Here is an 18,577-nt window from a genome sequence, read left to right on the forward strand (position 1 = left end):
GTACTATTTTTGTTCAGATCCGGGATACAGACAAGTACGGAACATTTTGTCAAATCCATATACTTTAAGGTCTTTCCCGATCACAACAATCTTGGTTTCTTTGATTTCCTCTGGCAGCCAGGTTTCACCTAAAGTAATAGAAAGAGATTTACCAACAGTCTGTAATACAATTCTGCTTTGAAAAATATGGCTGTAAATAATCCCTTTAATCCGGTATACATTAGCCGATTGGGCAATTAAAAACACCATCATCCGGTGTTCAAGTACTTCAATATCAAGACTTTCTTTATATTTTAAAAGTATAGTCTCAATATCACTATGCCCGTGCCGGTTATGTGAAGCTGCAAAAGCCATTAAACCTTGTTTTTCATTCGTACCGGTTCCTAAACTAAACATCCCTTTAGGAGTGGATACTGGTTTGGGATTACTGTAAAAATTAGCAAAACGCGCTCTGGAAAACATCTTTCTGACCTGAAAATCATCTTTCGTAGCAATCAGAATTTCTGCAAATGGGTTTATAGCCTTTAAAATAGCCTGTAACTCTGTAACATAACGCTCACTAACCTTCTCTACCTTATTTAATAAGATGCTATCACTAAAAGCAATCTGCTGAATTGCCTCAGGACGTTCCTTTAACTGATCCTCTATCAGCTCAGCATCTACAATACAAATCACTCTTTTTAGATCATACCCTCTTTTTACCTGATCCATGGTCAGAAAAGGATGAGCAATATTAGCAGGGTCAGCAATTCCGGTAGCCTCTATAATCAGATGATCCCATGAATCCTTTTTCTCCCATAAATTGTTTAAGATATCGAACAAATCATCATTCAGCGTACAGCATATACATCCATTGTTTAGTTCTATTACATCCTCATCCCCTTTAATGATCAGCCCTGCATCGATACTTTCTGAACCAATTTCATTTTCTATAATAGCGAAGCGGGTATCCTTCATTTTCGAAATTACCGCATTCAGCACTGTTGTTTTGCCTGCGCCTAAAAATCCTGTAAGGATAGTCACTTCTTTTGCCTTCATATATTTCATCAGATTGGTATCATTTTAAATCACAAACTTAAGCTATCAGTACATCTTTTACCAAATAAAATAACGCCTGGCATTTCACTGTGTAAATTTTATGTTGTTTAGCATATTTTCCTTTTAATATTTTTTCAATATTGCCTAAAAGATGTACATTGCGGGACAAAGATACTCAAATGCAATAAAGTTGCGAAAATTAACTACCTGGAATACTAATTAAACACACAATAATGAATAAATCAATATTTAGACCTTTAGTCTTTGCCTCAGGACTATTGTTAAGTTCTACTTTCGGATTTGCTCAGGACAACCTGGTAAATTCATTAAAAAACAATCAATCTGCAAACAGTACTTCAGGTTTCAAATTCACGGATGTGATTAACCTTGAAAATACATCTGTTAAAAACCAGGGTTCTTCAGGAACTTGCTGGAGCTATTCTACAAACTCTTTCATTGAATCAGAAATGATCAGAATGGGAAAAGAGCCTGTAGCTTTATCTGAAATCTTCACAGCACGTAATGCTTATGTAGAAAAAGGTAAAAGTTATGTACGTATGCACGGATCTTTAAACTTAGGTGACGGTGGTGCTTTGCATGATGTAATCAATATGTACAGACAATATGGTACAGTTCCACAAGTAAACTATACTGGTTTAAACTATGGTACTAAAATCAATAAATTTGGTGAGATGGGTACAATTACTACCGCTATTTTAGAAGCAGTAGTTAAAAATAAAACGTTAACACCAAACTGGCAAAAAGCTTATACAGCTGCAATTGACGCTTATTTGGGCCAGGTTCCTGAAAAATTTGATTACAAAGGTAAAAGCTATACCCCGCAGACTTTCGCTAAACAGGTAGTTGGCATTAATCCTGATGACTATGTAGAATTATCTTCATTCAATGATCATCCTTTCTACAGCAAATTCACTTTGTTAGTACCGGACAACTGGTCATTTGATCAGGTTTACAATGTAAAAGTGAATGAAATCACTGACATCATTGACAATGCTTTGAAAAAAGGTTATTCTGTAGCCTGGGCTACTGATGTAAGTGAAAAATCATTCTCTTATAAAAATGGTGTAGCTTATGTACCTGCTAAACCATATGAAGAAATGAACGAGCAGGAAAAAGCGACTATGTTCAGCGAGCCAAAACCAGAAATGGAAATCACTCAGGAAAACCGTCAGTTAGCTTTTGACAACTATGAAACTACTGATGACCACGGTATGCATATCGTTGGATTAGCTAAAGATCAGAATGGTAAAGAATATTATATCGTTAAAAACTCATGGGGTGTAACAAATGACTATAAAGGTTATTTATACGTAACTAAGAATTTTGTAAAATATAAAACTACTGCTTTCTTATTGAACAAAGGTGGTATACCAGCAGCAATCAGAAAAAACCTGGGCATCTAAGGTCCAGATAATCAACAAATGAAGAAGGGGTTAAATTACGTTGGATAACGTAATTTAACCCCTTCTTCATTTAATTATACGGGTAATATAACCCTTGTTCCATTTTTGCCAGCAATGACAGCTTTTGTAGCCATACCATAAAACAAAGAATGATCTACAATACCCGGAATCATTTTAACTGCAATATTCAAAGCCCTCAACTCGGGTAACTCTGTAAAATAAACATCTGCCAGCAAATTTCCATTGTCCGAAATAAGCGCTCCATCTTTTTGATTGCTCATTCTCAATTGAACTGATACCGCAGGATAAATAAGCCTTATCCGGTTCAGCACAACTGGTAGTGCTTCCTGCAAAACTTCGATGACCAATGGATAAGTATGATCCAGTTTTATTGCCATTTTACTTTCATCTCCCATTAATATAAATTCATCAGCCATTGAAGCCAGAATCTTTTCACTGGTATGAATCCCACCTCCACTTTTCAATGCATTCAATGCCGGATCAAACTGGTCACAGCCATCAAAATAGATATCAATTTTTGCTATCGTACTGGAAAACAAAACCTTTAATTTCTTTTCAATCAGATAGGCCCGTGTCTTAAAAGAAGAAGACACAAATGTTATTGATGCAGCCAGTTCTTCTTTTTCACTGATCAGGTTAATCAGATGCACAATTGTACTACCTGCTCCCAACCCGATAATCTGTCCGCTTTTTATAAAAACCAGGGAAGCTTTTGCAGCTTCTAATTTGTAATCAATCATCTGAATCGAATTAGTATCCGGGCTAAATTTAATATATTTATCCATGCAAAAACCTATAAATACAGGCATATTATCCTTTGGAATGTCTGGAAAGTTATTTCACGCCCCCTTCGTAGATGCACATGCTGGTTTTAACCTGTCTGCTGTAGTAGAAAGATCTGAAAAAACAGCAAAATTGCGTTTTCCAGGAATAAAAAGCTACAACTCTGTAGATGAACTTATTGCAGACCAGGAAATTGAACTCGTTATTATCAATACCCCGAATTATACACATTTTGAATTTGCGCAGAAAGCACTCCGTGCTGGTAAACATGTTTTAGTAGAAAAACCCTTTACCGTTACAGCAGCAGAGGCCGATCTGCTTTTTGCAACAGCAAAAGAGCATAATCTTTATATCCTTCCCTATCAAAACCGCCGTTATGACAGCGATTTTCTGGCTGCAAAAGATGTTGTCGATAGTGGTAAGCTCGGCAGGCCCGTAGAAGCCCATATTCGTTATGACAGATACCGTTATACCATTGGTCCCAAGGTTTTCAAAGAAACACCTATGCCAGGCAGCGGGCTATTGTATGATCTTGGCCCTCATTTACTGGATATGGTATTTGCTTTATTTGGTGAACCATTGGAATGGACCAAAACCCTTGGATATTACCGCCCGGATACACAAGTAGATGATTATGCCTGTATCCATTTAAAATATCCTGAAAATCTACAGGTATTTATAACGATGAGCATGCTGGTTGTAGAACAGCAGCCTGCATTTGTAATTAATGGAACTAAAGGATCTTATATTAAACACCGTTCTGATATACAGGAAACACAATTATTAAAAAATATGAGCCCGAATAATCCTTTGTTCGGAATTGAATTACCAGGAAAAGAAGGAGTGTTAAGTACCATCGATACAAATGGTAAAATCACAAAAGAAGTTATTCCACCCGGTAAAGCCTCTTATATTCATTTATTTGATGCTGTTTACCAAACAATCAGAGAAGGGAAACCTTATCCCGTAAAAGAAGAACAGATTATTCAGCAAATCACCATACTGGAAAGCAAATAAATATAAACGGGCCTCATTTATCTGGAAATGAGGCCCGTTTCGAATATTAACCTTTTGAAACCGGTTTAATATTTATTTAATAATTGCTGTAGGCTTTTTATGCTCATCAATAGCTACAAATGAGAATTCACCAGTAACCGCTTTTTCACGATCCTCACAATACATCTGCTCCACATAAATTTCTACCTTTACTTTCATACTGGTATTTCCAATATGGCTTACTGTACCAATCAGTTCAACAATAGTACCTGCAGCTATCGGCATTTTAAAATCGATCCTATCGCTGCTCACTGTAACCATTCTCTGACGGCTAAATCTTGTAGCAGTAATAAATGCCACCTCATCCATCATGTGCATCGCAGTTCCACCAAACAGGGTATCATAATGATTGGTAGTATTAGGGAATACGGCTTTAAAAATCCTGGTCTCTGATGCTTTAATCTTCTCTTCTATAGTCATTTTTGTGTTTTTTGTAATAAAAACAGGTGATCTGTGTGCAGATTACCTGTTGAAGCCTGCAAATCTACTGGTTCTTTTACTGATAACCGCAATTCTTTTGCAGCCTCAACCGTTCCCAATAATTTTTTCATCCCAATGACATGTTTTTAAAACGCAATCCGGACCAACCTATAACCAGGGTGGCCGGAATGGGATTACAGCCTTCACTTTCACCAGCAATTGTAGCATTTCTTGTTTTGATTGACCCCCTGGAGCGTAAATATCATAAACACCCGGTCTTATTTCATTTGAATAATTGAAATCAGCAAAAGCATCAGGCAATTCCATTTGTGAACGTAAACATTCAATAGTGCTCACATCAGCAACAAACTACGCAGCAGACTGATCATAAGTTCAATAGCTTAGAACATCTCAGAAAAATGACGCTCTGATTTCATATAGCTCAGATTTTGTAATTACTTTTGTTTGCAAATTATCAGGTCTCTTAAACAAACCCAAACAGACAGGAACTGACCCTTATGAATAAAAAGATATTAGTATTGGAAAAGAACAGAGATATTCTTGAACTAATTAATATTGTACTTACTGATGAAGGTTATATCATTGATTTATTATCTTCAGAAAATGAAGTTTTTGCGCATATCAGGGACTTTCAGCCTGATGTAATTCTCCTGGATATTATCAGCCCTACCGAAGAAGGGACTGCTCTATGTAAAACGATTAAGGCAACTGAGGGTTACAACCATATACCCGTTATTGTATTATCCACCCATCCAAAAGCAGAAGTAGTGAAAGAGATATGTGCAGATGAAGTTGTACCTAAACCTTTCGATATCTCTTTCTTATTATCAACTATAGAACAACAATTAATCAGCGCTTAAAGCTTATGCTGTGTTTTGAGGTATTTCAGGTATTTCTGATCATCTTCAAAAAGGTCTGCACCTTCCATCTGATAAGCAGCTAATAAATGCTGGTTTGCATTTTCATGGTCACCAAGCTCAAAATAAGTCTCTCCTAACCTAAGTAGTACAAAAGGGTTAATTTCTTCTTCGCTGCTATAGATATCATGCGCCAGAAGCAAATGCCCCAAAGCCTCTTTATACTGACCAGCGCTGAAATAAGCGTCACCACAAGAAGCGGAAACCCAACCTGCAGCTTCCCAGTCTTCTTTAGGCTCTGGCAATACATCCAGTGCCTTCCGGAACCATTCAGCTGCTTTTTCAAAATTTTCAGCATCCATCTCCAGGTTTCCCTGATCACAATACTCTTCCATTAAATCCTGCTGTTCATCGGTAAGTTCTTCCTGCTGTGCAGGGTCAACAGGAACAAAGTTCTGTTTGAATTCTTCGAATTCTATGTCAGAACTTACTGCCATATGCAGAAAATCAGCATTAAAATCATGGAAAATACTGTTTTTACCCAAACCATGAGCAATTTTAAAATACGCCCTGGCTTTATCCAGCTCACCCATAGCATAGTAAATACTGCCAGTGGTAATAAAATGGCCAAAACTTTTAATAGTTTCAGTTTTCATTTTTTCCTGAAGATATTCAGTTTCTTTTAAAAAATGAGGCAATGCCTTTTCAACCTGACCGGTCTGCTCATAAAAAGAGAAAATGCTATCCAGCAATATGCCACCAACACTACAATTCTCTTTAGGATGAGGGATGGATCCATCAATTTCCAATAAAAGCTGCTCAGCTTCTTCTAAATTTTGTGACTCTGTCAGTGTATAAACCTGATCAATCTGATCAAAAAATACTTCTTCTTCTTCCGGACTATAAACTAACATGGCTGATTTTTTTTAAATTAAACGGTATACGAAGGTAGTTATAAGGGTTGGTTTTCCATCTGCTTTATAATTTTGTTGACTTCGGTCTCTGTAGACCGCAATTTAGTCTGACAAAAAGCAATCAGCTCAGAAGCCCGTTTTACTCTTTCGGCAAGTACATCAACAGAAACAGCTTCAGTTTCTATTTCCTGAGCGATTTGGGTCAGCTCCAGATATGCTGCCTCATAATTCAAATTCTTTTCCATTGCGGGGTATTTTAGATAAAACTTTTGTGTTAATTTCCGTCGAAGCCAGGCTTACAGTCAACTCTGTACCAGGCAGAATAGCATCAGCATCACTTACAATTAAACCATTCACCTTAACAATTGCAAAACCTTTATTCAGAATATTCTGCGGGCTCATCATCCTGACCACCGATTCAAAATGACCAATATAACGTATATGATTTGTAAAATACATACGGTTAAAAGATTTGAAATTTGCCAGTACATTTTTCAGGTCTTTACTTCTGTTAGAAATGATAATCTTAGGGTTGGTAAGTATCATACCTGATAAGTTCAGTATGTTCCTGTGTTTTTCATGCAGCATATTCTTAGCTGAATTAATGATAACCTGATTCAAGCGGGTCATCTGCTCCTTATGCTGGTTCATCATTTGAAAAGTCCGGATAACCAAATGCTGCTGGATTGATAAAACAGATTCCTCAAAATTTCTGTTATGGGCAATCAGCATTTCTGCTGCCTTAGTTGGAGTTTTTGTAGAAGTATGTGCCATTAAATCGGCGATAGTTTCATTTTTCTGATGTCCTATACCGGTGATCACTGGTATGGGGAATTTAGCGATCGCGCGATTCAGCTCATAATTATCAAAAATAAGGAAATCAGTCTGTGCGCCACCTCCCCTGATAATCACCAGTGCATCATAAGTTTTGCCCGATCCAAATACCTGGATAAGCTTAGCTAAAAACTGTCCGGCATTTCCCTCCCCCTGAACCAGGGCAAAATAATCATCAATCTCAAAACGATAACCAAAAGTGTTATTTTCAAGTGTATGTTTAAAATCGTGATAACCTGCAGAAGTATCAGAAGAGATTACTGCTATTCGTTGCAATACGCTGTTTAAAGCCAGTTCGTTGTTTCGGGTATGGTATTTTCCATCTATAAACCTGATAAAAGAAGGATTCTCTCTCACCAGTCTGTCCAATGTTTCCTTCCGCTGCTGTTCAAACCGCCCCAGCGTAAAATTAGTATCAATATCCAGCAGGTTTAACTGTAAACCAAACGATGGATTATATTGTACAGCAACCTGAATTAATACATTGATATCATTCTTAAATTGCTGTCCTGTGGCTTTCTCGAAGTTTGAAATATTTACTGAAGCATTTCCCCAGGCTCTCCCTCCTATTTTTGCCAGAATTTTTGCAGAAGATTTATCTTTTTCTACTAATTCAAAATAATGAAAATTACTCTGCGGCTTATATGTATAATTAGTGATATCAGCAATTACCCAAAAAGTCTTTGATCCGAAAACACTATGAATAGTATCATGGATCTGACGGGTAAGTTCCGATAATTTTATAGAAGGTATAGCTGCCAAAATTTCTTATGTTTAAATAAGAGAATGCTTAATTTTTTTACAGACTCTTAAGTAAAATTATACATTTTGAAGCAGAATCAATCTTCAAATCAGGAATACAGCTAACTAAATGACTACAGTGTACATTTTTTCAAGAAATACCTTTAATACACTATGTTTAGCCAGCCAGTTAAAAAGACTGATTCCAACAGCTGCACAGGTAATTCCGGATAATACATCCAATACATAGTGATGGCTTGTATAGACTGCTGTAAACCAAATACCCAGTGTTACAATACCAAAGAAAATATTGACAAGCCCTAATCTGTTTTTTAACCCATAATACAGTACAATTACCGGATAAGAAGAATGTAAAGAAGGCATTGCAGCAAAAACATTAGATCCGTTACTATAAATCGATTTGAAGATAGGTGCATTAAAGAAACGGTCAAATTTAACCAATCCGGCAGTATTTCCGGCTGTATGTGCCTCAAATACAAACCCGTGATACTGGACATACCAGGGTGGTGCAGCAGGATAAAGATAATAGATTACAAAACCGATCAGGTTGACCAGAACAAACGTTACCAGAAACTGGATAAATTGTTTTCTATTTGCAAAAAAGAGATAACCAGCAAATATCATAGGCACAGGTATCCACATAAGGTAAAATATTCCACCTATAACGTCCAGTGCTGTATTACCATGTATTCTCCAGTATTCATTCGGTGTCAATACACGACCATCAGAAAAAATCCCAAAAACATGTTTTTCTAGATTATATAATTCTGCAATGTGTACTCTATTGAAGGCATAATTAGGAAATGCCTTCATATAATCAAAAATTATCCAGTAAACTATAAAGATGGAGAATCCAAGGATAAACTTTCTTGTTATTGTAGAGGCGTAATATAAAGAGTTGAAAATTACCAGTAGTACAACTTGCTGGCTCTTAAATCCAATTAAGAAATAAGAGATCAGCAAATAAGCAAGAGAAATCAAAGTAGTCGCAATGATGTCTCTTACCGAAAAAAATGGTTTATTCAGCCGTATCTGGTCTGTCATTTACTTTTTTTATAAAATCTGATCCCAAAACTTTATCCCAGATTGCAGAGCTTACGCCATACCCTTTGGTAGAATCAGAATAATGATGTAACATATGGTGTTGCTTTAGTTTTTTCCAGAACGGGCTTTTAAAATTTGCATGATGTAAAGCATAATGCACCATATCATAAAATAAATATCCTATCAGAAACCCTGCAAAGAAAGCAAAAATAGTACCAGCAGGCAAGATATAAAGAAATAAAAAGTACAGGGCCAGAGCCATAGGAATACTTGCCGACGGCGGCATTACCAATCTCTTCGCATCATTAGGATAATCATGATGAACACCATGAAAAATGAAATGTATCCTTTTACCAATTTTTGAACTTGGATAAAAATGAAAAATATAACGGTGCATAATATATTCCGTTATCGTCCATATAAACAAACCAAGAACAAGCCATCCTGCAAATCCTAAGAAACTCATTTGTATATCTACAAAAGCTTTCCATATTAAAAATGCAATAACAGGTATAAAAACTATAAGTGGCACATAGAAATCAACTTTTGATAATTTTTCTAATAAACCACTCTTGAACATCCTGATAGATTCAGAGGAGTTCGATATAAAATTCTTTTTCATGAGAGTATTTTTTGTTTAAAAAAACTGTTATGAAGCTATCATAATCTTATATTCTATGAAAATATAAGATAAGATCATCATGGCTTCATGAGCGTATACTTAAATTTTAATCCGTTCGGTAATTAACGTGTTGTTTGAAGTATTCAAACCCTTAATTTCGACATACTTTACATTGGGCAACCAGAACGATCCGCCTTCTATCCGCAAAAATATGCGTTCTACCTGAATTTTCTTATTATTCACTGTCACATAAACATGATATTTTTTATCATCTTCATCTTTCGACAAATACAAAGGCAATTTCTTATGAGAAACAAAGCGCAATTCAAACTGATCGTTAGGTAATGCTTTCGACTCTATTCCGTAAGCAAATTTGCGTTGAATATATCCCAGCTCTTTTCTTGATTCATCTTCTGTGTAACGAATCCAGTAAACATGAACAGGATTATCTTTATCTACCTGACCTTTGGCATTTACATTTAACTCACAAATGATTGTATTGGTATTAGGGTCACGCTGTACATAAAAAAGTTGGTTTGCTATGCCTTTTGGAACAGGGAATTTTATCGGCGAAGGATTACTTACATCCTGCGTTTGTGCAGCAGCAGTAGTTGCCGATCCAAAACTGAATAAAGCAGTCAATAGAAACAATCCGGTGATAACAATTGTTAAAGGGTTGTTTTTATCAGCGCTTAAAGCTTCTTCTTTTTTCTCATTAAGTTCTTGTGCGTCTAATGCTTTCTTAGCATCCCTTAATCTGTTTATAGCTGTAATATTGGTCATAAAAGCCATTACTGTAATAGGGATTGTAAAAATAGAGATTGTCTCAAAAATATGGAAAGAGATACCTGGTACATAGACCTTATAATCACCACCAATATAGTGTCCCGCAATACCTGCCGCCATTGCACAGATACCAATAGTGACAACCCGTTCAGGCCGTTGCATTAATCCCCCTTTACTCTGAACACCTAATCCCTCTGCTCTGGCACGCGTATAACTTACCATCATAGAACCAATCAAAGCAATGAAAGCGAATAATGAGCTTAAGAAATAATGATGAGAAACCAGGTAATAACAAATACCAAGAAACATAATCAGCTCACTGTAACGATCCAGTACTGAATCATAAAGGGCACCAAATCTTGAACTCATATTCCCCAGACGGGCAACCTGACCATCAAGCATATCAAATAGTCCGGCAAAGAGGACAAGAGCCCCACTCCAGCCTACAAATGAAAGGTCTCCCCTGTTACTGCGTTCTGCACCGAAAACAAAAATAACAGCAACCCCAACATTTAATAAAAGACCAATAGTAGTCACAGCGTTGGGTGTCAGGCCCATTCGGATCAGCCCTTTTACAAAAGGGTTAATGACCTTATAAATCGTTTGCTGTAAACGATCACGAAATGATAATGCTTGCATAAATACTTCTTTATTCTTTTTTAAAAATCAAATTTAACCCTTGCCCTTATTCCCCACTGCGAAACTACCGGATTATCCAGGTAATTGAAACGCTTCACCAAATCTACACGCAATAGTTTAAAAATATTACCAATCCCCACACTACCTTCCATATATGGCTGGCTGCCTAATACAAAAGTAGTTTGCTCACCTGCTGCGTTTCTAGGGAATTGCAGCAATGAGGCATCATAATTTGGATTATTCTGATCCCTTAAGCCGCCCCATAAAGCTTTGAAAGATACGGATTCTCTAAGTTTAAGCTTCTTGATCAATGGTATCTTATTAAAAAAGAACCCATTAAAATTATGATCAATATTGATACTTGCATAATGATCACTCACAAACTCCAGGAAGTTCATTAAGTTATAAGAATTCAGCTGATAAGCATAAGTCTGATTCGCTCTGTGTATATCCAGCAAAGGGAAAGGGACCTTACCAAAAATATATCCGCCTTCTACAGTCACATCGGTATAACCTAACTGAGAAACATAGAAACGTTTATCAATACTTCCCATCAGATTCTGATAATTATATTGTCCGCCAAACACTCCTTTCAAACCAGCTGTATATCTCAGGTTAAAGATCGGATATTTATCAAAAATAGGTACCCTGTATATTTTACCCTGGTAAAATTTCTCATTTGGTGCATAACGCAGATTCACACTTAATTCAGAAGTATTAATCAGATCAACCGGATTAACTGTATTGTTTAATGTATTATTAAAAAACAGCGTACCACCCGGACGCTGTGTCCATTTACGGAATGATACCGCATAAGAAAAGTGGTTCTCAAATTCTTTTACATAATCAATTTTATAAAAGTCATTATACAAAAGCATATCATTCTCACCACGTTTGAATGACAGCAGGAAGTTATCTTCCTGAACAAACTGAAGTTCCTGACCTGGAATCTTAGTATCTCTCTGGAAACTTCCTCTGATATAATTCTGAGGGAAAGCATAGATAGATTTATTATTCAATGAATAAGTTCCGCTTAAGAAATACTTCCATTTCTCATCCTTAAATCCATAAGCAGCATAAGTTTCAAAATAATATCTTTTGCTTAAAGCCGGAGTTGTACGTCCGCCTAAACGCAGACGGAATCCTTCAACATTGTTAAAACTATAAAATGTATTTACTGGTCCTGCTTCAAATGGTCCGAAATCTTTGTACCCTGCAAACAACAGTGTAACCATATCCATTGTCCTTTTAAAAGAAGGGATCGTTTGTAAAGTATCAATATTCTTATAGATTCTCAGTTTTGAGCGTACTGATGTATCCTGTCTCTGCTCATTCCAAAACTGATCTGAACGCAAACCAGCCTGTGGTGTCGTCACTAAAGACGGACCTGCATAAGTCGTATCACCTTGTGGTTTATTGATTTGATAATCGTTGATGACAACCGTACGCTGACCTGTAAAACCACCTCCCTTATTTTTATTGATACCAAAATCAACGATCAGGTTAGTTTTTGACAAATGGTATCTGCCATCTTCATTCTTTGCAAAATCAAGCTTGGCTTCCAAAGCTCTTACAAAATTCAGGTTAATATTTTTATTTACAGTCAAAAAGGCATCCTGAACGGCATAGTTACCATCCATAGTAATATACATTTTCCCTTCAAACAAAAGATCAGTATTATTTCTTGGGATAAAAGAAAGCTCAATCAGATTTGGTGTATGGGTTTTAATCGTATCTGTAATGAAAAACTTATAAAATGTAGGAGATGCATCTGCAATAGGACTCAAAAACTGATTACTCATTAAAGAGATATTTCCGTCATAGATGTTAATATCCGCATACATTCTTTCAAAGTATTTGGTTAATCCTTCAGTATCTATGAATTTACTATCATAGTTAACGTGTTTATCACCAACTACTATAGTCTTCTTTTTACCTGGATTTTTCTGGAGATAGTTTTGCGTAACCTTTTCTTCCATATATACAGGCAACAATAATTTACCACCGATTTTTGTAGAATCCTGCTGTTCAAAAAGGAATTGATAATTTCTGAATATTCTTTTGTTTTTAAATTTATCTGATAGATTACTCAATGAAAAAACCAGTTGTTCATATTGCTTATATTCAACATGATCATAGCTTTTACTCTGATTTTTATTTTTGTTCTCAATAACTTTTCTAATCAGTTCAACCGCAGGATTGTTCTTATTTCTATACGCTGGCCTTTTATTGGAACTAATGACTACTTCTGTCAGACTCTGTGATTCAGACTGCAAACGTATATTGACAACCTGTGTTTCTCCTGGCTTAACAGTCGCATAATTACTTTTATACCCTACATAGCTAAACTGCAGCTGGTCATGCACCTCACTGGTCGAAATACTGTATTTACCATCAGCATCAGTTTTAGTAATAATGTTAGTACCCTTGAAAAGAACGGTTACATAAGGTATAGGATCTTTGTCCGCGGCATCTGTAACCACACCGCTGATCACAGTATGCTGCTGAGCTGATGCTTTAACGGCAAAAAAAGGTAGTGCTAAAGCACAGATGAGTATGATTGTTTGAATGCGAGTTCTCATAAAAATTATATAAATACAAACTTCTTTTGCATCAGAAAGTTATAACCAATTCCAACTGTACAAGAGACTATGATTTTTGATAAAATGTAATTAACATGTAGATAATGGGTAACCAGGTAGACCCCTGCTGTTGTTAACAGCAAATTTCCTACCCAAACTATAATATATTTAAAGATTTGATGATTGATATTTCTCTCCTTTGCACCAAACACCCAATTACGGCCCATCATAAAGTTGACCATTCCGCCTGCTGTCGTACCTATCACACTTCCAAGCACATACCACACATGAAACACCTGCGTACAGACTAATGTGGTAAGAAAGTCAATAATTGAGGCCGACAATGAAGCAACCTGAGCCTTTACAAAAGTCGCCATAATTAACGTATAATAAATCTTACAATAACCTGCAACACGATGTTTGCATATATACCCGCAAGCATATCATCAAACATCACTCCCCAACCCCCTGGTAAATTCTCCAGGCGTCTGATAAAAAGTGGTTTTACAATGTCAAAAAAACGAAAAAGAATCAATCCTATGAGGATATTTACCGGAGTAACCGGAATCCACAAAAGTGTGATACACATTCCCACTACCTCATCAATTACTACCCGGTTATGGTCTTTACCCCATATTGCCTCAACGATATTCCCAGACCAGATTCCCAGTGCAGTGAGTAAAACAGTAATAATTACAGCAGGAATAAAATTAAATCCATCAGGATGCACAAAATACCAGACCAGGCAGGTAGCCACAGCAGCAGCAGTTCCTGCTCCTTTGCCGATGTACCCGATACCCAGGCTTGTGGATGTGATTTTATGAAATAACATTTTCCTTTATAATTATTGCTTGCTATTTATAGCCATTTATTATTCCTGTACCAGTTAACCGTTTCTAATAATCCGTTTTCCAGATTATAAGCAGGTTTAAAGCCAAGGTCTGTTTTTAGTTTTTCAATACTGCATGCCCAGTTAATGGCAGTCAGCTCATTCATCTTTTCTTTATTTAGTGCAGGTGCTGCTGCAGAGTTTTTATAAATCCTCTCCATCAGAGCCGCTAATACTGCAACTGCTGAAACAGGCAAATGGAATTTCCATGTCCGTTTATGCATTGCTTTCTTTACTCCTTCTGCAAGGGCATACCTGTCATAGATACCACCATCAGACACATTATAATGCCTATTTGTTACTTCAGAAAACAATGCGTCAATAATAATTTTAGCCAGATCTTTCACATAAATGAAACTGATTTGCTGTTTAAAACTACCAATATGAGGCTCTAGTCCTTTATTAATGGTTTGCAGTAAAATAAAGATATCTTTTTCACGGGGTCCGTAGACAGCAGTAGGACGTATAACAATAAGTGGTAAATGATTTATTTCCGCTAAATATTGTTCTGCCAATAACTTACTTGCCCCATAATTGGTTACAGGGTGAGCCGGAGAATTATCTTCAATCAGACCGGATAAATCGTTTAAAGGTCCTAAAGCGGCAAGACTGCTGACAAAAATGAATTTTTCCAAACTGATGTTTGCTTCAACAGCTGCTAATGCAAGATTCCTGGTATATTCAGCATTAATCTTATTGTACTCTTCCTGGGTTTTAGCTTTGGTAATACCAGAAGCATGTATAATATAATTATACTGCTTCTCTTCCAGCTCCTTTTTTAGTAAATCAATATTACTGAAATCAGGATTAGTATATTGTATATCAAATTCTTCAAGATGTTTAATATTGCTGCTGGGTCTCACTGCCGCAAACACCTCTAAACCAGAGGATATAGCTGCTGTAATCAAATGATATCCAACAAAACCACTCGCCCCTGTTATTAATACACGCTTTTTCATCAGTATATTAATTGCTTGTTAATGGCGATGAAGCTATCATGTGCTACCTGGTTTCTATTCATTTCAGTTTGTGTTATACTGCACATGATGGTTTTATATCGTTTTTTTAAATAACTGCAGGGTGACGCGCTCACAGCAAAGGTGCTTGTCAGAGACAAGCTTATGTTCCTGAGTTATAAATAAATCAGGAACATAACTAAAATCCTTTTTGCCACAAGCAGCAACAATATAATTCATATCTAGATACTAACCTTAACCGGGGTTAGCTGAACTTCTTTAAAAGCAGCATAAAGTTTATCCACCGCTTCCTCAATTTGAGCAAATGTATGCGTAGCCATCAAAGAGAATCTGATTAAAGAAGAATCTGATGGTACAGCTGGTGAAACAACAGGATTAACAAATATCCCGTTCCTGTGTAAGATATTAGTGATCAGGAATGTTTTATCGTTATCTCTGATATAAACAGGAATGATTGGACTATCTGTATGTCCTATATCAAATCCGGCATCTAAAAGTAGTTTTTTTGCATAGTTCGTGTTATCCCAAAGTTTATCAATACGTTCTGGTTCTGATTCTATAATATCCAGGGCTGCGATTACACTGGCAACTGCAGATGGAGGCATACTTGCACTGAACATTAATGAACGTGCCCTGTGTTTAATGTATTCTATTGTTTCTTCTGTTCCCGCAATAAATCCGCCTAAAGAGGCAAGTGATTTACTGAAGGTACCCATGATCAGATCCACATCATTTGTCAGATTAAAGTGAGAAGCTACACCCGAACCGTTAAATCCGATCACCCCTAAACTGTGTGCATCATCCATCATAATGTTCGCTCCGAACTCATCTGCAAGCTGTACAATTTCCGGAAGTTTAACAATGTCCCCTTCCATACTGAAAATACCATCTGCAACGATCAGCTTTGCTGAATCTTCTGGTAACCTGCTTAATTTCTTACGCAGATCTTCCATATCGTTGTGTGCATATTTTATAGTACGTGAAAACGAAAGACGACTACCATCTATGATAGAAGCATGATCATACTCATCAAGAATCAAATAATCGTTTCTTTCCAGTAAGCAGGAAATAACCCCAAGGTTAACCTGGAAACCTGTACTGAATAATACAGCCGCCTCTTTACCTACATATGCAGCAAGTCTTCTCTCCAGTTCAAGATGAATATCAAGTGTTCCGTTCAAAAACCTTGATCCGGCACAACCTGTCCCGTATTTATCAACAGCAAGTTTCGCAGCTTCTTTAATCTTCGGATGATTAGTTAACCCTAAATAAGAATTTGATCCAAACATCAAAACTTTTTTCCCTTCAATGATGACCTCAGTGTCCTGTGCCGACTCTATCGATCTGAAATAAGGGTATAATCCTTTTTCCTTAATTGCATTAGCATCTTTAAACGCTGCAATCCTATCGCCCAATTTTTTACGCATGCCTGAATTGTATAATGTTTACTTCAGATAGATTCATAGATTTATTTTATTCATAAACAGCTTAATACTGAAAATACCGCAATGAAACATGATCTAATATATTAAAAATATGTTAATTTTAAGATAGACAAAAGTAAATTATTCTTAGACCATAACCGTATTTTAGTCTATAATATTATTGTCAAATAAATAATTCAACCTTTTATATCTTATTTTATTGTTTAAATCTTTCTTATATTTCCAGTTAAAATATTGAAATATAGTTCAGATTAATTGTCAGTCTACCTTCTTTTACGGTTTGCCTTTACCTATCCCAATAATCAGCATATCAATCATTTCATCAAAATATTCATGCGTCCGCTGCTCTGAGAGCTCAATAGATAAAGGGAAATGAAGTCCACGAAAAACAGTCACCATTACAAACGATATTTTGTTCATTCGCTCCAGTGTCATTTCTTTAAATTCACCTGACTGGCTCCCGCCAATAAGGATTTCAGTAATCATGTCTATCTGAATCTGCTCATATCTGGATTTAATACAAATCAGCATTCTCATGCTATCAACTACATCATCAAATAATACCTCCCTAAAGCTATGAAAACCTATTATGGAGGTGATTTGTGCTTGCAAATAAGCTTTTAACTTATCTTTTGCAGTTAATGAAATATTTACAGCTTCACGAATACGCTTAACCACGTTCTTCATTTCGTCTTCTACAACCGCCTCGAAAATCTCAATTTTGCTTGGAAAATAATAATAGAGCGTACTCTTTCCTTTACCAGCAGCAGTTGCTATTTCTTCCATAGTTGTTTTTTTCAAACCATGTTTACCGAATAACTTCTTTGCTCCTGATAATATCTCCTCTATTACAATCTCATCCTTTTCCATTCAAAACTACTAATAAATAATTAGACCGAAATTCAATTATGGTCCAAAAGTATTGCAAATATTTCATTCCACAATTTTTAAGTATCAAATCAGACATTGAAATGATACTTATATTAAATTAAAAACAAGAAAAGCTAAGCTGATAATTGGTTTATTTTGATTGTCCTGGCTTAGTTCTCAGGTCTTCTTTATCATAAAGATCAATCAATTTCCCTTGCAAACGGATTACGCTTGATTCCAGTTCAAGAACTTTTTGCTTTAAACGTTCGTTCTCTTCGCCTACTTCACTTTTATCATCTTCACCAGTATTTAACAGCTGTCTGATATCTAAACCATGCACGCTGGCTATCTGATGAATTCTGCTGAAATTTGGATCTGTAATTCCTGTTTCCAATTTAGAGTATGCAGGAATAGATACTTTTAATAATTCAGCCATAGTTTTTTGATTAAGGCCTTTTTTTTGACGGAGAATTTTGAACTTCTGTCCCAGTGTTTTCATTATTATTTTTTTTAGTGGTGAGTGTGTTTAGAAATAAAATTAGAAATTATTTAATACAAATTTTACGTCATTAACTAATTTTTTAAGCTAAAAC

General features: G+C 36.1%; 21 protein-coding genes. 3 read left to right on the plus strand and 18 right to left on the minus strand.

All coding sequences use genetic code 11. From position 1 onward, the window contains the following. Positions 1 to 3 precede the first annotated feature (3 nt). The gene (locus HDE68_RS18540) at positions 4 to 1,047 is read right to left on the minus strand and encodes a CobW family GTP-binding protein (RefSeq protein ID WP_183883720.1); all 1,044 of its coding nucleotides are present in this window, start codon (positions 1,045 to 1,047) and stop codon (positions 4 to 6) included. 224 nt (positions 1,048 to 1,271) lie between these two features. On the opposite strand from HDE68_RS18540, the gene HDE68_RS18545 reads away from it, so the two are divergent. After that, entirely contained in the window at positions 1,272 to 2,462 is a 1,191-nt protein-coding gene (locus HDE68_RS18545; protein WP_183883721.1) for an aminopeptidase C, read from the plus strand. Positions 2,463 to 2,536: 74 nt separating this feature from the next. Here the strand turns inward: HDE68_RS18545 and rpiA are convergent, their stop codons facing one another. Continuing rightward, entirely contained in the window at positions 2,537 to 3,268 is a 732-nt protein-coding gene (rpiA, locus tag HDE68_RS18550; RefSeq protein ID WP_183883722.1) for a ribose 5-phosphate isomerase A, read from the minus strand. Between rpiA and HDE68_RS18555 the strand changes: the two genes are divergently transcribed. After that, the gene (locus HDE68_RS18555; RefSeq protein ID WP_183883723.1) at positions 3,267 to 4,283 is read left to right on the plus strand and encodes a Gfo/Idh/MocA family oxidoreductase; all 1,017 of its coding nucleotides are present in this window, start codon (positions 3,267 to 3,269) and stop codon (positions 4,281 to 4,283) included. The genes rpiA and HDE68_RS18555 overlap by 2 nt on opposite strands. Before the next feature lie 72 nt (positions 4,284 to 4,355). Here HDE68_RS18555 and HDE68_RS18560 read toward each other — a convergent pair whose 3' ends face one another. The 3 genes from HDE68_RS18560 to HDE68_RS26375 are packed head-to-tail and all read right to left on the minus strand — an operon-like array spanning position 4,356 to position 5,069. Then, positions 4,356 to 4,742, minus strand: coding sequence for an acyl-CoA thioesterase (locus HDE68_RS18560; RefSeq protein WP_183883724.1), 387 nt, complete (start codon positions 4,740 to 4,742; stop codon positions 4,356 to 4,358). Then, on the minus strand, positions 4,739 to 4,873 hold the full coding sequence (locus HDE68_RS26580; RefSeq protein ID WP_260171806.1) for a hypothetical protein: 135 nt from the start codon (positions 4,871 to 4,873) through the stop codon (positions 4,739 to 4,741). The genes HDE68_RS18560 and HDE68_RS26580 overlap by 4 nt, the downstream gene beginning before the upstream one ends. Positions 4,874 to 4,910: 37 nt before the next feature. Then, positions 4,911 to 5,069 carry a hypothetical protein gene (locus tag HDE68_RS26375; protein WP_221300794.1) on the minus strand — a complete coding sequence of 53 codons (159 nt, stop codon included), beginning with the start codon at positions 5,067 to 5,069 and terminating at the stop codon, positions 4,911 to 4,913. Positions 5,070 to 5,260: 191 nt separating this feature from the next. Between HDE68_RS26375 and HDE68_RS18570 the strand changes: the two genes are divergently transcribed. After that, positions 5,261 to 5,623: a response regulator transcription factor gene (locus tag HDE68_RS18570; RefSeq protein WP_183883725.1), complete on the plus strand. Its 363-nt coding sequence runs from the start codon at positions 5,261 to 5,263 to the stop codon at positions 5,621 to 5,623. Here the strand turns inward: HDE68_RS18570 and HDE68_RS18575 are convergent. The 13 genes from HDE68_RS18575 to HDE68_RS18635 all read right to left on the minus strand — a co-directional run bounded on the left by HDE68_RS18575 (position 5,620) and on the right by HDE68_RS18635 (position 18,483). Beyond that, on the minus strand, positions 5,620 to 6,534 hold the full coding sequence (locus HDE68_RS18575) for a tetratricopeptide repeat protein (RefSeq protein ID WP_183883726.1): 915 nt from the start codon (positions 6,532 to 6,534) through the stop codon (positions 5,620 to 5,622). The genes HDE68_RS18570 and HDE68_RS18575 overlap by 4 nt on opposite strands. Before the next feature lie 38 nt (positions 6,535 to 6,572). Continuing rightward, a complete protein-coding gene (gene xseB, locus HDE68_RS18580; RefSeq protein ID WP_183883727.1) occupies positions 6,573 to 6,779 on the minus strand; it encodes an exodeoxyribonuclease VII small subunit in 207 nt (68 codons plus the stop codon). Beyond that, on the minus strand, positions 6,757 to 8,130 hold the full coding sequence (gene xseA / locus HDE68_RS18585; RefSeq protein ID WP_221300798.1) for an exodeoxyribonuclease VII large subunit: 1,374 nt from the start codon (positions 8,128 to 8,130) through the stop codon (positions 6,757 to 6,759). The genes xseB and xseA overlap by 23 nt, the downstream gene beginning before the upstream one ends. A gap of 105 nt (positions 8,131 to 8,235) precedes the next feature. Next, entirely contained in the window at positions 8,236 to 9,174 is a 939-nt protein-coding gene (locus HDE68_RS18590) for a phosphatase PAP2 family protein (protein ID WP_183883728.1), read from the minus strand. After that, on the minus strand, positions 9,149 to 9,796 hold the full coding sequence (locus tag HDE68_RS18595) for a sterol desaturase family protein (protein ID WP_183883729.1): 648 nt from the start codon (positions 9,794 to 9,796) through the stop codon (positions 9,149 to 9,151). Before HDE68_RS18595 ends, HDE68_RS18590 begins: the two co-directional genes overlap by 26 nt. Before the next feature lie 99 nt (positions 9,797 to 9,895). Next, complete coding sequence (locus tag HDE68_RS18600; protein ID WP_183883730.1) at positions 9,896 to 11,221, minus strand: DUF4833 domain-containing protein; 1,326 nt, start codon at positions 11,219 to 11,221, stop codon at positions 9,896 to 9,898. 20 nt (positions 11,222 to 11,241) lie between these two features. Beyond that, positions 11,242 to 13,803, minus strand: coding sequence for a DUF5686 and carboxypeptidase-like regulatory domain-containing protein (locus tag HDE68_RS18605; RefSeq protein WP_183883731.1), 2,562 nt, complete (start codon positions 13,801 to 13,803; stop codon positions 11,242 to 11,244). A 5-nt stretch (positions 13,804 to 13,808) separates the two neighbouring features. Next, entirely contained in the window at positions 13,809 to 14,180 is a 372-nt protein-coding gene (locus HDE68_RS18610; protein WP_183883732.1) for a GtrA family protein, read from the minus strand. Between the two features lie 2 nt (positions 14,181 to 14,182). Beyond that, the gene (locus HDE68_RS18615) at positions 14,183 to 14,635 is read right to left on the minus strand and encodes a phosphatidylglycerophosphatase A (RefSeq protein ID WP_183883733.1); all 453 of its coding nucleotides are present in this window, start codon (positions 14,633 to 14,635) and stop codon (positions 14,183 to 14,185) included. A gap of 26 nt (positions 14,636 to 14,661) precedes the next feature. Next, positions 14,662 to 15,651, minus strand: a complete 990-nt coding sequence (locus HDE68_RS18620; RefSeq protein WP_183883734.1) for an NAD-dependent epimerase/dehydratase family protein — start codon at positions 15,649 to 15,651, stop codon at positions 14,662 to 14,664. Between the two features lie 239 nt (positions 15,652 to 15,890). After that, the gene (gene spt / locus HDE68_RS18625) at positions 15,891 to 17,096 is read right to left on the minus strand and encodes a serine palmitoyltransferase (RefSeq protein ID WP_183883735.1); all 1,206 of its coding nucleotides are present in this window, start codon (positions 17,094 to 17,096) and stop codon (positions 15,891 to 15,893) included. A gap of 291 nt (positions 17,097 to 17,387) precedes the next feature. Beyond that, positions 17,388 to 17,984 (minus strand): TetR/AcrR family transcriptional regulator, encoded by a 597-nt coding sequence (locus tag HDE68_RS18630; protein WP_183883736.1) that lies wholly within the window; start codon positions 17,982 to 17,984, stop codon positions 17,388 to 17,390. Between the two features lie 151 nt (positions 17,985 to 18,135). Continuing rightward, on the minus strand, positions 18,136 to 18,483 hold the full coding sequence (locus HDE68_RS18635) for a helix-turn-helix domain-containing protein (protein WP_183883737.1): 348 nt from the start codon (positions 18,481 to 18,483) through the stop codon (positions 18,136 to 18,138). Positions 18,484 to 18,577 lie beyond the last annotated feature (94 nt).

It is taken from the genome of Pedobacter cryoconitis (assembly GCF_014200605.1).
Taxonomy (GTDB): Bacteria; Bacteroidota; Bacteroidia; order Sphingobacteriales; family Sphingobacteriaceae; genus Pedobacter; species Pedobacter cryoconitis_B.

Bases quoted from the DNA above. Each gene is read 5' to 3' on its own strand.
- xseB (WP_183883727.1), bottom strand. From the start codon at position 6,779: ATGGAAAAGAATTTGAATTATGAGGCAGCATATCTGGAGCTGACCCAA.
- HDE68_RS18605 (WP_183883731.1), bottom strand. From the start codon at position 13,803: ATGAGAACTCGCATTCAAACAATCATACTCATCTGTGCTTTAGCACTA.
- HDE68_RS18600 (WP_183883730.1), bottom strand. From the start codon at position 11,221: ATGCAAGCATTATCATTTCGTGATCGTTTACAGCAAACGATTTATAAG.
- HDE68_RS18615 (WP_183883733.1), bottom strand. From the start codon at position 14,635: ATGTTATTTCATAAAATCACATCCACAAGCCTGGGTATCGGGTACATC.
- HDE68_RS18560 (WP_183883724.1), bottom strand. From the start codon at position 4,742: ATGACTATAGAAGAGAAGATTAAAGCATCAGAGACCAGGATTTTTAAA.
- HDE68_RS18570 (WP_183883725.1), top strand. From the start codon at position 5,261: ATGAATAAAAAGATATTAGTATTGGAAAAGAACAGAGATATTCTTGAA.
- HDE68_RS26580 (WP_260171806.1), bottom strand. From the start codon at position 4,873: ATGAAAAAATTATTGGGAACGGTTGAGGCTGCAAAAGAATTGCGGTTA.
- HDE68_RS18610 (WP_183883732.1), bottom strand. From the start codon at position 14,180: ATGGCGACTTTTGTAAAGGCTCAGGTTGCTTCATTGTCGGCCTCAATT.
- HDE68_RS18555 (WP_183883723.1), top strand. From the start codon at position 3,267: ATGCAAAAACCTATAAATACAGGCATATTATCCTTTGGAATGTCTGGA.
- HDE68_RS18620 (WP_183883734.1), bottom strand. From the start codon at position 15,651: ATGAAAAAGCGTGTATTAATAACAGGGGCGAGTGGTTTTGTTGGATAT.
- HDE68_RS26375 (WP_221300794.1), bottom strand. From the start codon at position 5,069: ATGGAATTGCCTGATGCTTTTGCTGATTTCAATTATTCAAATGAAATA.
- HDE68_RS18575 (WP_183883726.1), bottom strand. From the start codon at position 6,534: ATGTTAGTTTATAGTCCGGAAGAAGAAGAAGTATTTTTTGATCAGATT.
- HDE68_RS18635 (WP_183883737.1), bottom strand. From the start codon at position 18,483: ATGAAAACACTGGGACAGAAGTTCAAAATTCTCCGTCAAAAAAAAGGC.
- rpiA (WP_183883722.1), bottom strand. From the start codon at position 3,268: ATGGATAAATATATTAAATTTAGCCCGGATACTAATTCGATTCAGATG.
- HDE68_RS18590 (WP_183883728.1), bottom strand. From the start codon at position 9,174: ATGACAGACCAGATACGGCTGAATAAACCATTTTTTTCGGTAAGAGAC.
- HDE68_RS18595 (WP_183883729.1), bottom strand. From the start codon at position 9,796: ATGAAAAAGAATTTTATATCGAACTCCTCTGAATCTATCAGGATGTTC.
- HDE68_RS18630 (WP_183883736.1), bottom strand. From the start codon at position 17,984: ATGGAAAAGGATGAGATTGTAATAGAGGAGATATTATCAGGAGCAAAG.
- spt (WP_183883735.1), bottom strand. From the start codon at position 17,096: ATGCGTAAAAAATTGGGCGATAGGATTGCAGCGTTTAAAGATGCTAAT.
- HDE68_RS18545 (WP_183883721.1), top strand. From the start codon at position 1,272: ATGAATAAATCAATATTTAGACCTTTAGTCTTTGCCTCAGGACTATTG.
- HDE68_RS18540 (WP_183883720.1), bottom strand. From the start codon at position 1,047: ATGAAATATATGAAGGCAAAAGAAGTGACTATCCTTACAGGATTTTTA.